Raw genomic sequence first — 12,326 nt, forward strand, 5'->3', positions numbered from 1 at the left:
AGGAGAGACACATGCAGTCCATCGATTTTCAGGCCCGCCGCAAACGCGTCGCCCAACACGCGCGCGAACTCGGCTTTGACGCCTACCTGGGTACCCGCCAGGGCGCGCTGCACTACCTGAGCGGCGCATTCATGCCGTGGCGCGGCGCCGTGCTGGTCACGGCGGACGGGCATTGCGAATTCATCTACTGGGCCATGGACGCCTCGCGGGTGCGGGTGGAAGGCCATGAGATGGAGATGTACGAGTTCGAGTTTTCCGATTTTCCGCAACTGATACGCCAGCGCCTGGAGCACCACGGGCTGACGCGGGGCAAGGTGGCGTTGGACCTGTCGCACCCCGGGGCGGCGCAGGTGGCGCCGGGCATGCTGACCGCGGCCGAGTACTTCGACCTCACCAGCCATCTGCCCGACATCCGTTTCGCGAACGGGGTGGACGTGATCGACGACGTCATGCTGATCAAGGACGCCGCCGAGATCGAGCGCCTGCGCCATGCGGCAGAGGTCTCGGATTATGGTTTCGAGCAGGGCATGAACGCAGTGCGGGTCGGAGCGACCGAGAACGAGATCGCCGGCGAAATCGAGCGTGCGATCCGGCAGCGGGGCAGCACCTGGTCCTGGGCCGTGACGGGCGGCACCGAAGTCGGGGCGGGCGAACGCACGGGATTCCTGCGCGGCGTCACCCAGCAGGCCACCGACCGCGCTATCCAGCCGAACGAGTTCGTGATCCTGGACCTGCACCCCTTGCTGGACCTCTACATGGCGGATACGGCTTTGCCCGTGTTCCTGGGCAAGCCCGATCCGGCCCAGAGCAAGCTGATCGATTGCTGGGAAGAGACCGTGCAGACCATGCTGGCGTCGTTGACGCCGGGCCGGCCGATAGCGGAGTGCGCCAGCCGTGGCATCGCCGTGTTCGATAAGCACGGCCTGAGCGAGTTCGGCCTGCCCCTGTTCGGCCATGGACTGGGCACCTGCGCGCGCACCCGGCCCTTCATCAACCTGCGCAGCCGCGACGTCGTGACGCCCGGCATGGTGGTGGCGCTGGGCACGCACCTGTACCGCCCGGGCGTGGGCGGCATGCGGCTGGAGTATCCGGTGCTGATCGGGGAGCACGGCGCCGAGCCGCTGGTGCGCACCGAGGCCCGCGTGCACCGTCTTCCCTGAACCTCTGCCGGAGCCTGATGATGAAAGCGATACCCCTGAGCCCGCTGATCGGCGCGGCCGTCCAAGGTGTGGATCTGGAAACCCTGGACGACGCCGCCTTCGCGGATGTGAATGCGCTGTTCCTGCGTCACCAGTTGCTGGTCTTCAAGAACCAGCGGCTGTCGCCCGAGGGCCAACTGCGCTTCAGCCGCCGCCTGGGCGAGCTGGATATCCACGTGCTGGCCCAGTACAACCATCCCGAGTATCCCGAGATATTCGTGCTGTCCAACGAGGTCAAGAACGGCGTGCCGGCGGGCATTGCCGACGGCGGTTCGTACTGGCATTCGGATTTCGCCTTCCGCGAATGTCCGGCCAAGGCCACCATCCTGAATGCGCAACAGATTCCGCCGGAAGGCGGCAACACCTTGTTCGTCAACATGTACCGGGCCTACGAGGAACTGGACGGCGCCGTGCAAAGCCAGTTGGCTGGCCTTCGGGCGGTGCACCGCTACCGGCGCAAGAACACCAGGGCCGACGAGGGCACCCAGGTGAAGATGGATGCCAGCCAACTGGCCGGCACGCCTGACGTCGAACATCCCATCGTGCGCACCCATCCCGAGACGGGCCGCAAGGCGCTGTACGTGCATCCCGGCATGACGGCCGAGGTGTCCGGCTGGGGCGAGGCGGACAGCCAGGAATTGCTGGATCGTCTGTTCGCGCATTGCACGCAGGAGCAGTACCAGTACGCGCTGCAATGGGAGCCGGGCGACGTGGTCATGTGGGACAACCGCTGCGTGATGCACAAGGCCACCACCCGCGAATTGCCAGCCAGCATGCGGCGCACGATCTATCGCACCACGGTCATGGGCGAGCGTCCGGTCTAGGGGCCGCCGATGTCCGTCCTTCAGTCCACGGATCGCGCCGCCGAGGTGACGCAGTTGCAGGCCTTGCCATTGGACGGCGGCGGGACGCTGGCGCCGGTCCGGCTGGCCTGGGCCCGCTACGGTCCGCCGCCGCACCGGGCGCGCGCCGTGGTGTTGCTGCTGCATGGCATATCCGGCAGCCACCAGGCCTTGCGGCCGGCCGAGGGGGCAGTCCATCCCGATGCGGGCTGGGCCAGTCCCTGGCTGGGGCCCGGGGCGGCGCTGGATACGCGCGATACCTGCGTGCTGGCGCCGAACGCGTTGGGTTCCTGTTTCGGCAGCAGCGCGCCGATCGGGGCCCAAGCCAGCGCATTTCCTGACGTTTCGATTGCCGATGGCGTGCGCCTGCAGGGGGAATGGCTGCGCGCGATAGGCGTCGAGCGCCTGGATGCGGTGGTGGGGTATTCCTACGGCGGCTACCAAGCCTTCCAGTGGGCCGTGGCTGCGCCGCTGCCCGTCGGGCGGGTGGTGGCGCTGGCTTCGGCGCCGCGCGGCGGCGGCACCATGGAGGACGCGCAGCGCCTGCGCCGCATCGCCGCCGCCCTCGATGCGGGCGATGCGGATGCCTGGAACGAATGGGTCGAATCGCGCTGCGCAACCTTGCGCCGCTATGGCTACGCGCTATGGCTGGCCGACGCGGGCGAACCCGACGCGGAGCAGCGTTTGCGGGCCGAGGCCCAGGCCTGGGCGGCGCGCTTTTCACCGTGGTCCATGGCGCTGCTCAGGACGTCCGCCTGCCGCTACGATGCGCGCGGCGCGCTGCTGGAAGCCGCCACGCCCGTGCGCTGGCTGCGCTGCGTATCGGACGAGCTCTTTGCGCCCGATGATCCAGGCGTGGGCGCGCGGATCGCGTATCCCGCCCATATTGTCCAGACCAGCGTGGCCGGGCGCTACGGCCATCTGTCGCCGCTCCTGGAAGGCCCTCTCTGGGACGCCCATTTGCGGCAGGCGCTGGCTTAACGGGGGAGCCAACCCGGCGCCGAAACAGCCAGGCGAAAAAAATGCCCGCTTGCGCGGGCATTTTTCATCTGTGCGGCAAGGCTTACTGGATCTTGGCCTTTTCGCGCAGTTCCTTCTGGTAGTCGGCCAGGGTTTGCTGGCGCAGCATTTCTTCCAGCTGCGGACGCACCTGGTCGAGCGGCGGGAATTCCACCGGACGGGTATCGTCGACGACGATGATGTGCCAGCCGTACTGGGTCTGCACCGGCTTGTCGACCATTTCGCCCTTCTTCAGCTGCGTCACGGCTTGCGCGAACGGCTGGACGTAGTTGGTCGGGGGAGCCCAACCCAGGTCGCCGCCCTTGTCGGCGCTGCCGGGGTCCTTGGAGTTCTTCTTGGCCAGGTCGTTGAACTTGCTCTTGTTGCTCTTGATCTGGGCCAGCAGGTCGTTCGCCGTCTTCTCGTCTTCGACGAGGATGTGGCGGACCTTGTATTCCATCTTGCCGGCCTGTTCCTTCTTGATCTTCTCGTATTCGGCCGTGACCTTGGCGTCGGACACCGGGTGCTTGGCCAGGTAGTCGGCCATCAGGGCGCGGACCAGGATGCCTTGGCGGGCCAGTTCGACTTCGGTCTGGACGTCGGCCTGCTTGGCGATGCCGCTGGATTCGGCGGCTTGCACGAAGATCTGGCGGTTGATCATTTCCTGCTTGACCTGTTCGCGCAGTTGCGGCGAATCGGTGGCGCCCTGGCTGACCAGCAGCTTGACGAATTGATCCAGGCTCTTCTGCGAGATGGCCTTGCCGTTGACGGTAGCCACGTTCTGAGCGAAAGCCGGCACGGCGATGACGCAGGCCGCAGCCAGCATGACGATGCGTTTCATGAATATCCTTTTACTTTCTATTTGGGAGCCTGGGCATCTAGCGCAAGCGCATGAATCGGATAAGGGATCAAATCTTGCAAATGATGATACACCAGCCTATGCCGCGCAACGGGCGAGAGCCCCGCGAAGCAAGGCGCTACGATGATCACGCGATAGTGGCCGGCGCCGTTTTTACTGCCTTCGTGGCCGGCATGCAAATGCGAGTCGTCCAGAATGTCGAGGCTGACGGGTTCCAGGGCGGCTAGCCGCTCCCGGATCAGGGAAATGCGGTCGGTGGTGTCTGACATGGGGAGTGAGGTTTGGTTCCGGCGCTACGCGCGCCGGCCAGGGATTCGGAGGGGATCAGGGCTGGCGGGGCGGGGTGTCGGAGGAGGGGGCCTGTTCCTCCGTCTGGATGTGCTTGCCCAGCCAGATCGACTGGCCGATCACGAAGACCACCATCAGGCCCATCAGGCCGAAGGCCTTGAAGCTGACCCATTGCGATTCGGTGAAGTGGCCGGAAAACGCCACATACAGGTTGAGCGCGCCTGCGATCAGGAAGAAGCCGGCCCAGACCAGGTTCAGCCGTTCCCAGGCGGCGTCGGGCAGCTGGATCTGCTTTTCCATCAGGCGGCGGATCAGGTTGCGGCCGAAGAGCAGGCGCGCAAAGACCAGCGCGCCGCCGAACAGCCAGTACAGCACCGTGGGCTTCCATTTGATGAAGACATCGCTGTGCAGCCAGATCGTGGCCCCGCCGAATACCAGGATGACGGTCAGGTTGATCCAGTGCATGGCCTCGGTGGCGCGGCCCGTGGCCTTCAGCCAGACGATCTGCAGCACGGCAGCCGCCATGGCGACGCCGGTGGCGATGAAAATGTCCGTGTACCGATACGCAATGAAGAAAAGGAACAGCGGAAACAGGTCGAACAGGAACTTCTTCATTCAGTCTTCTATGGGTTCAAACGTCATCGACAGGGAATTGATGCAGTAGCGCAGTCCGGTGGGCTCGGGGCCGTCGGGGAAGACGTGTCCCAGATGCGAATCGCAGACGTTGCACAGCACTTCGGTGCGGACCATGCCGTGGGTGGTGTCGCGCTCCTCGCGCACCAGTTCGGGATCCAGCGGCTGGAAGTAGCTGGGCCAGCCGCAGCCGGCGTCGAATTTGGTGTCGGAAGCGAACAGCGCCGTGCCACAGCCCACGCAACGGTAGATGCCATGAGAGAACGTATTCCAGTAACGCCCGGTGAATGCCCGTTCGGTACCCTTTTCACGGGTGACGACGTATTCTTCGGGGGAAAGCTGGGCCCGCCATTCGGCGTCGGATTTTCGTACTTTGTCCATATGAGCTCTTGGAGTCCCGATGCCCGAAATGGTTCGGGCATAATCCCGCCCCATGTTAATCGAGTTTGACCAGGCGGTTGTTTCCACGCCCCAGGCGCAAGTGCTGAATGGGGTGAGCCTGACGCTGGCCGAACGACGCATCGGCATCGTCGGCCCCAATGGCGCCGGCAAGAGCACGCTGGCGCGCCTGATCAACGGGCTGGTCCTGCCCTCTGCCGGTAATGTGCGGGTGGGCGGACTGGACACGCGGCGCGACCTGAAGGCCGTGCGCCGCCAGGTCGGCTTCGTGTTCCAGAACCCTGAAAACCAGATTGTTTTCCCCATCGTCCGCGAGGACCTGGCGTTCGGCCTGAAGCACCTGTCCCCGGACCGCCAGCAACGCGAAGCCCGCATCGATGCGCAGTTGGGCCGCCTGGGCGTCGGTCACCTGGCGGACCGGACCAGCCACACGCTGTCCGGCGGCGAACGCCAACTGGTGGCGCTGGCGGCTGTGCTGGTGATGGAGCCGGCGCTGATCGTGTTTGACGAACCCACCACCCAGCTGGACCTGCGCAATCGCAATCGCGTGCGCGATGCCATCGCGGGCTTGCCCCACGACGCCATCGTCGTCAGCCACGACCTGGAGCTGCTGGAGGATTTCGACCGGGTGGTGGTGGTGCGCGACGGCAACATCGCGGCCGACGACCAGCCGGCCGCCGCGCTGCGCTGGTACCGGGAGCACTGCGCATGATGGAGCCGCTGTATGTCGCGGGCGATACCTTTCTGCACCGCCTGCCCGCCGGGTTGAAGCTGCTGGCGCTGATGGCGGCGGGCGCGGGCCTGTTCCTGCTGCGCGACCCGCGCTGGCTGGCGCCGGCCTTCCTGGCCGCCGCCGCGCTGGTCTGGTCCACGGGCGTGGCCGCGGCTACCGTCTGGCGGCAGGTCAAGGGCTTGGCCTGGGTGCTGCTGGCCGTGGGCTTGTTCACGGCCTGGTTCCAGGGCGGCCTGGAGGCGCTGGCCGTTCTGCTGCGCGTGGGCGCGATGGTGGGGCTGGCCCTGGCTGTCACGCTGGCCACGCGCACATCCGATTTGATTGCCGTCTGCGAAAGGGCATTGATGCCGCTTGAACGCCTGAGGCTGGTCGATGCCGGCAAGGTTGCGCTGGCGTTGGCGCTGGCCCTGCGTTTCGTGCCCGAGATCTGGCGCAACTTCCAGGAAATCCGCGAAGCGCAGGCGGCCCGCGGCCTGGGCGCCAATCCGGTCGCGCTGATCGTGCCCTTGATTGTGCTGACGCTGAAAAGGGCGCAGGAAGTATCCGAAGCGATAGACGCGCGCAGCCACTGAGGCCCGCGCGCCCAGTTCCATCTCCCAAAGGGGAAAACCGTGAAATCCAGTAATACCGTGCTGATTGCGCTGTTCGCGGCGCTGATCGTCGTCCTGAGCCTGATCCCGCCGATTCCGCTGCCCGCCATACCGGTACCGGTAACGCTGCAAACCTTGGGCGCCATGCTGGCGGGCGCAATGCTCGGACCCGTCCGCGGCGCGCTGGCCTGCTTGCTTTACCTGGCGCTGGCGGCAGTCGGGCTGCCCGTGCTGCCGGGCGGCCGGGGCGGGCTGGGCGCCTTTTTCGGGCCTACTGGCGGCTTTCTCGTGGGCCTGGTGGCGGGCGCTTTCGTGACGGGCTGGCTGGCGCGCGGCCTCGCCGGCCGCGCCGCGGGCGGCTGGGCAAAGTTCGCTGGCTACGTGGCGGCATGCGTGGTGGGCGGCATCGCGGTGGTCTACGCCTGCGGCGTGCCTTGGCTGGCCGTCGTGACGAAAATGGGTTTGGCCAAGGCCGCGATGGCGGTGGCGGTGTTCCTGCCCGGCGATCTGGCCAAGGCGGTGGTGGCCGCCTGGGTGGCGTCGCGGGTGGAGCGCGTGTGGCCGATGCTGGGGCGTTGATAGGCGCGCCGCAGTCCAAGGGAATCCCCCAACTGACGGCCGCCAATCTTTTCTAGTACAAGTTCGCCATTAACGAATGCGTTTGCTGAAATGCATTTTTCGTAGCACATCAGGGAATTACCGGAGTTGCGCATCGTCATCTGATACTGTTTTAACCCTATAATATTTTTTTCTGTATAACTTTAACTAGGCTCGCCCTGCCTCGACCGAGGCGCACAAGAGCCACCACAGGAGACAAAAATATGCGCAAGCACTTCGGCTTGTCCGCGGCGGCTGCCGCCATTGCCCTGGCCCTGCCGCTACTGGCGAACGCCCAGGTCAAGGTTGGCGTGACCGTGTCCAGCACCGGCCCGGCCGCGTCGCTGGGTATCCCCGAGCGCAACACCGTGGCCCTCCTGCCCAAGGAAGTGGCTGGCCAGAAGATCGAATGGATCGTCCTGGACGACGCCACCGACACGACGCAAGCCGTCAAGAACTCGCGCAAGCTGGCCTCGGACGACAAGGTCGACGTGCTCATCGGCACCTCGGTCACGCCGGGCTCGCTCGCCATGGTCGACGTGGCCGCCGAAGCCAAAGTGCCGATGATCAGCGTGGCCGCCAGCGCCAAGATCGTCGAACCCGTGGACGACAAGCGCCGCTGGGTCTTCAAGACCCCGCAGAACGACGCCCTGATGGCCGGCGCCCTGGCTGACGCCATGGCCAAGTCCAAGGTCAAGACCCTGGGCTTCATCGGCTTTGCCGACGCCTACGGCGACGGCTGGCTGGACGTGATGCAGAAGGCCGCCAAGGCCAAGGGCATCGAGATCGTCGCCATCGAAAAATACAGCCGCACCGATACCAGCGTGACGGGCCAGGTGCTCAAGCTGGTCGGCGCCAAGCCCGACGCCATCCTGATCGCCGGCGCCGGCACCCCGTCGGCCCTGCCGCAAAAGGAACTGAAGGCCCGCAACTACGGCGGCACCATCTACCAGACCCACGGCGCCGCCAACAACGACGTGCTGCGCGTGTGCGGCAAGGACTGCGACGGCATGCTGCTGCCGGCCGGCCCGCTGCTGGTCGCGGCCCAGCTGCCGGACAGCAACCCGGTCAAGAAGTCGGCCCTGGCCTATGTGGACGCCTACGAAAAGGCCAACGGCGCCGGTTCGACCAACACGTTCGGCGGCCATATGTGGGACGCCGGCCAGCTGGTCGTGGCCGCGCTGCCCGTGGCGCTGAAGTCGGGCGCCAAGCCCGGCACGCCGGAGTTCCGCGCGGCCATGCGCGACGCGCTGGAAGGCGTGAAGGACCTGGCCGCCTCGCAAGGCGTGTTCAACATGTCGCCGACGGACCACGCCGGCTTTGACGAGCGTTCGCGCGTCATCGTCAAGGTCGAAGGCGGCAAGTGGGTCTACCAGCCCGGCCTGTAATCCTCCTGGATCGCCCGATCCAAGGGTGCGCACAGCGCGGCGGCGCCCGCCGCGCGGCACCCCTGCAATGCTTCGCACCGGCCTTTCCGGCCGGTGTGTCGTATCAGTGTCCCGGGTGCGGCCGGAACACCAGAATAAATAAGGTTGTTAGATGGATTCCTCAATTGCGCTGATCCTGCTGCAAGACGGTGTCGTCAACGGCGCCATCTATGCCCTCCTGGGCATGGCTCTGGTGCTGGTATTCGCCGTTACGCGCGTCATTTTCATTCCCCAGGGCGAGTTCGTGGCGTTCGGCGCCCTGACCCTGGCCATGCTGGTGGACGGCAAAGTGCCGGGCACCGCCTATCTCCTGCCGCTGCTGGGCGTCGTCTGCCTGGCGCTCGAGCTGCTGCGCGCGCTGCGCACCCGCAGCGCAGCCGCCTTGCCCAAGGCCATCGCCACCTGTGTGGTTCTGCCGCTGGCGCTGCTCTGGCTGACCGTGACCTACACCGCACCCGGCAATTCGCTGTGGCTGAACATGCTGCTGACGCTGCTGCTGGTGATTCCGATGGGTCCGATGGTCTACCGCATCGTTTACCAGCCGCTGGCCGAAGCCACCGTGCTGGTGCTGCTGATCGTTTCCGTGGCCGTGCACTTCGCGCTCACCGGCCTGGCGCTGGTGTTCTTCGGCGCCGAAGGCTGGCGCACCCCGGCCTTCGTCAGCGGGCAAGTCGACCTGGGCTTCATGACCTGGTCGGCGCAAAGCCTGTTCGTGGTGGCAACCTGCGCCATCCTGATCATCGGCCTGTGGCTGTTCTTCGGCAAGACGCTGTATGGCCGCGCGCTGCGCGCCACGGCCGTCAATCGCCGCGGCGCCCGCCTGGTCGGCATCAGCACCACGATGTCCGGCAGCCTGACCTTCACGCTGGCGGTCGCCATCGGCGCCATGTCCGGCATGCTGATCGCGCCCATCACCACCGTGTACTACGACACCGGCTTCCTGATCGGCCTGAAGGGCTTCGTCGGCGCCATCATCGGCGGGCTGGCCAGCTACCCCGTGGCGGCCGCGGGCTCGCTGCTGGTGGGCGTGCTGGAATCCTTCTCGTCCTTCTGGGCCAGCGCCTACAAGGAAGTGATTGTCTTCACCTTGATTATCCCGGTTCTGGTCTGGCGTTCGTTCAGCACCCATCACGTGGACGAAGAGGAATAAACGTCATGAACCGCATTTTGCTCGTCCTCTTCCTCGTCGTCCTGGCGGGCCTGCCGATGTTGTCGGTCACGCCCGAATTCTGGGTGACGCAACTCAATTACATCGGGCTGGCCAGCCTGGTGGTGCTGGGCCTGGTGCTCTTGACCGGCGTCGGCGGCCTGACCTCGTTCGGCCAGGCGGCGTTCGTGGGCCTGGGCGCCTACACCACCGCCTACCTGACCACGCAATACGATGTCTCGCCCTGGCTGGCGCTGCCGGCCGGGCTGATCCTGACGGCCGTCGTCGCCTACCTGTTGGGCGCCATCACTCTGCGCCTCTCGGGCCACTACCTGCCGCTGGGCACCATTGCCTGGGGCTTGTCGCTGTACTTCCTGTTCGGCAACATCGACTGGCTGGGCAAGCATGACGGCATCGCCGGCATCGAGCCCATCAGCATCTTCGGCATGTCCCTGGCCAGCGGCCGCCATATCTATTACCTGATCTGGGTGTTCGTGCTGCTGGCGTTGTGGGCCACCCGCAACCTGCTGAACTCGCGTCCCGGCCGCGCCATCCGCGCCCTCAAGAGCGGCGCCGGCATGGCGGAATCGATGGGCGTGAACACCGCCGCCTACAAGGTCGTGATCTTCGTCTGGGCGGCATTGCTGGCCTGCGTGTCCGGCTGGCTCTACGCGCACATGCAGCGCGCCGTCAGTCCCAGCCCCTTCGGCATCAACTACGGCATCGAGTACCTGTTCATGGCGGTGGTCGGCGGCGCCGGCTACGTCTGGGGCGCCTTGCTGGGCTCCAGCGTCATCCTGGTGCTGAAGGACCAGTTGCAGAACCTGCTGCCCAAGCTGCTGGATACCAACGCCAACTTCGAGATGATCGTCTTCGGCGTGCTGCTGATCCTGATGCTGCAATACGCTCGCAACGGCCTGTGGCCGATTCTGGCGGGCTGGTGGGACAGCATTACCGGCGCCGATAGCTCGCGCCGCAATCTGGCGCCGCCCGCGTCTGCGCCGGCCCTGCCGACGCGCGTGCGTCCGCAAGCCGGCCAGGTGGTGCTCGAAGTCGACGCCATCCGCAAGGAATTCGGCGGGCTGGTCGCCGTCAACGATATTTCCTTCAAGGTTGCGTCCGGCGAGATCATGGGCCTGATCGGCCCGAACGGCGCCGGCAAGAGCACGACCTTCAACCTGATCAGCGGCGTGCTGCCGGTGACGCGCGGCAAGGTCACGTTCATGGGCCAGCGCATCGACAGCCGTTCGGCGCGCGATATCGCCAAGCTGGGCGTGGGCCGCACCTTCCAGCACGTGCAACTGCTGCCCGGCATGACCGTGCTGGAGAACGTGGCGCTGGGCGCGCACCTGCGCTCCGACGTCGGCGTGCTGGCCGGCGCCCTGCATTCGGACCGCGCCCGCGAGGCGCAGCTGCTGCACGAAGCCGCCGAACAGATCAAGCGCGTCGGCCTGGGCGAGTACCTGTACGAGCAGGCCGGCAACCTGGCGCTGGGCCAGCAACGCATCCTGGAAATCGCGCGCGCCCTGGCCGCCGATCCGGTGCTGCTGCTGCTGGACGAACCCGCCGCCGGCTTGCGCTACAAGGAAAAGCAGGACCTGGCGCGCGTGCTGGAACAGTTGCGCGCCGAGGGCATGAGCATTCTGCTCGTCGAACACGATATGGATTTTGTGATGCGTCTGACCAACCACCTCGTGGTGATGGATTTCGGCACCAAGCTGGCGGAAGGCGTGCCGGCCGACGTGCAAAAGAACCCGGCGGTGCTGGAAGCCTACCTGGGCGGCATCGATGACGACCTGCCCGAAGCGGACCAGGCCAAGCCCGTGTCGGCAGGAGGCGTGTGATGAGCGCTCCCGTACTTGAAGTCAGCAACCTGTCGGCTCGCTACGGCAAGGTGGGCGCGCTGGTGGGCGCTTCGCTCACCGTGCCCGCCGGCAGCATCGTCACGGTGATCGGCGCCAACGGCGCCGGCAAATCCACCATGCTGAACGCCATGATGGGCTCGTTGCCGCAGACCGGCCACGCGGCCGGCACCGTGCAGTACGCCGGCACCGACGTATCGGGCTGGCAGGTCGAGCGCCGCGTCGCGGCCGGCATGTCGCTGGTGCCGGAGCGCCGCGAACTGTTCGGCACCATGTCGGTGGAAGACAACCTGCTGCTGGGCGGCTTCCGCCGCTACCGCGCCCGCGAAAGCGGCTGGCGCGACACGCTGAACGAAGTCTTCGACCTGTTCCCGCGGTTGCGCGAACGCCGCGCCCAGCAGGCCGGCACCTTGTCGGGCGGCGAACGCCAGATGCTGGCCGTCGGCCGCGCGTTGATGGCCAAGCCCAACCTGCTGATGCTCGACGAGCCCAGCCTGGGTCTGGCGCCGCGCATCGTGCGCGAGATCTTCCACATCATCGCGCGCCTGCGCGAGACCGGCGTGGCGATCCTGCTGGTGGAGCAGAACGCGCGCGCGGCGCTGCAAGTGGCCGACTACGGCTATGTGCTGGAAACCGGCGAAGTCATCCTGCACGGCCCGGCGCGCGAGCTGGCTGGCGACCCGAAGGTCATCGAAAGCTATCTGGGCCTGGGCAAGGGCGGCGAGCAAAGCTGACCGGTCCCGAGCGCATG

At 66.3% G+C, this 12,326-nt stretch carries 14 protein-coding genes; 10 read left to right on the forward strand and 4 right to left on the reverse strand.

Features of this window, described 5'->3' with window-relative positions; all coding sequences use genetic code 11:
• Positions 1-11 precede the first annotated feature (11 nt).
• Genes ACZ5YA_RS30255 through ACZ5YA_RS30265 form a run of 3 tightly spaced genes read left to right on the forward strand, consistent with a single transcriptional unit; the run spans position 12 to position 3,022 of the window.
• On the forward strand, positions 12-1,160 hold the full coding sequence (locus ACZ5YA_RS30255; RefSeq protein WP_306633792.1) for a M24 family metallopeptidase: 1,149 nt from the start codon (positions 12-14) through the stop codon (positions 1,158-1,160).
• A gap of 17 nt (positions 1,161-1,177) precedes the next feature.
• Complete coding sequence (locus tag ACZ5YA_RS30260; RefSeq protein WP_306633791.1) at positions 1,178-2,023, forward strand: TauD/TfdA dioxygenase family protein; 846 nt, start codon at positions 1,178-1,180, stop codon at positions 2,021-2,023.
• A gap of 9 nt (positions 2,024-2,032) precedes the next feature.
• A complete protein-coding gene (locus ACZ5YA_RS30265; protein WP_464091646.1) occupies positions 2,033-3,022 on the forward strand; it encodes an alpha/beta fold hydrolase in 990 nt (329 codons plus the stop codon).
• A gap of 82 nt (positions 3,023-3,104) precedes the next feature.
• Here ACZ5YA_RS30265 and ACZ5YA_RS30270 read toward each other — a convergent pair whose 3' ends face one another.
• Genes ACZ5YA_RS30270 through msrB form a run of 4 tightly spaced genes read right to left on the reverse strand, consistent with a single transcriptional unit; the run spans position 3,105 to position 5,201 of the window.
• A complete protein-coding gene (locus ACZ5YA_RS30270) occupies positions 3,105-3,881 on the reverse strand; it encodes a peptidylprolyl isomerase (protein WP_054450534.1) in 777 nt (258 codons plus the stop codon).
• A 17-nt stretch (positions 3,882-3,898) separates the two neighbouring features.
• A complete protein-coding gene (locus ACZ5YA_RS30275) occupies positions 3,899-4,168 on the reverse strand; it encodes a BolA family protein (RefSeq protein ID WP_082400667.1) in 270 nt (89 codons plus the stop codon).
• Positions 4,169-4,223: 55 nt separating this feature from the next.
• Positions 4,224-4,802: a septation protein A gene (locus tag ACZ5YA_RS30280; protein WP_054450536.1), complete on the reverse strand. Its 579-nt coding sequence runs from the start codon at positions 4,800-4,802 to the stop codon at positions 4,224-4,226.
• Positions 4,803-5,201 (reverse strand): peptide-methionine (R)-S-oxide reductase MsrB, encoded by a 399-nt coding sequence (gene msrB, locus ACZ5YA_RS30285; protein WP_118931865.1) that lies wholly within the window; start codon positions 5,199-5,201, stop codon positions 4,803-4,805.
• Between the two features lie 52 nt (positions 5,202-5,253).
• On the opposite strand from msrB, the gene ACZ5YA_RS30290 reads away from it, so the two are divergent.
• The 7 genes from ACZ5YA_RS30290 (at position 5,254) to ACZ5YA_RS30320 (ending at position 12,309) form a co-directional block, all read left to right on the forward strand.
• Complete coding sequence (locus ACZ5YA_RS30290; RefSeq protein WP_118931864.1) at positions 5,254-5,931, forward strand: energy-coupling factor ABC transporter ATP-binding protein; 678 nt, start codon at positions 5,254-5,256, stop codon at positions 5,929-5,931.
• Entirely contained in the window at positions 5,928-6,524 is a 597-nt protein-coding gene (locus tag ACZ5YA_RS30295; protein ID WP_464091647.1) for an energy-coupling factor transporter transmembrane component T family protein, read from the forward strand. The genes ACZ5YA_RS30290 and ACZ5YA_RS30295 overlap by 4 nt, the downstream gene beginning before the upstream one ends.
• 39 nt (positions 6,525-6,563) lie before the next feature.
• Positions 6,564-7,121: a biotin transporter BioY gene (locus ACZ5YA_RS30300; protein WP_059374897.1), complete on the forward strand. Its 558-nt coding sequence runs from the start codon at positions 6,564-6,566 to the stop codon at positions 7,119-7,121.
• Positions 7,122-7,363: 242 nt separating this feature from the next.
• On the forward strand, positions 7,364-8,527 hold the full coding sequence (locus ACZ5YA_RS30305; RefSeq protein ID WP_059374895.1) for an ABC transporter substrate-binding protein: 1,164 nt from the start codon (positions 7,364-7,366) through the stop codon (positions 8,525-8,527).
• 151 nt (positions 8,528-8,678) lie between these two features.
• Positions 8,679-9,716 carry a branched-chain amino acid ABC transporter permease gene (locus ACZ5YA_RS30310; RefSeq protein ID WP_059374894.1) on the forward strand — a complete coding sequence of 346 codons (1,038 nt, stop codon included), beginning with the start codon at positions 8,679-8,681 and terminating at the stop codon, positions 9,714-9,716.
• 5 nt (positions 9,717-9,721) lie between these two features.
• Positions 9,722-11,557: a branched-chain amino acid ABC transporter ATP-binding protein/permease gene (locus ACZ5YA_RS30315; protein ID WP_059374892.1), complete on the forward strand. Its 1,836-nt coding sequence runs from the start codon at positions 9,722-9,724 to the stop codon at positions 11,555-11,557.
• Positions 11,557-12,309, forward strand: a complete 753-nt coding sequence (locus ACZ5YA_RS30320) for an ABC transporter ATP-binding protein (RefSeq protein ID WP_054450551.1) — start codon at positions 11,557-11,559, stop codon at positions 12,307-12,309. The genes ACZ5YA_RS30315 and ACZ5YA_RS30320 overlap by 1 nt, the downstream gene beginning before the upstream one ends.
• The last annotated feature ends 17 nt before the right edge of the window (positions 12,310-12,326 follow it).

The organism is Achromobacter sp. JCM 18799 (genome assembly GCF_055395645.1).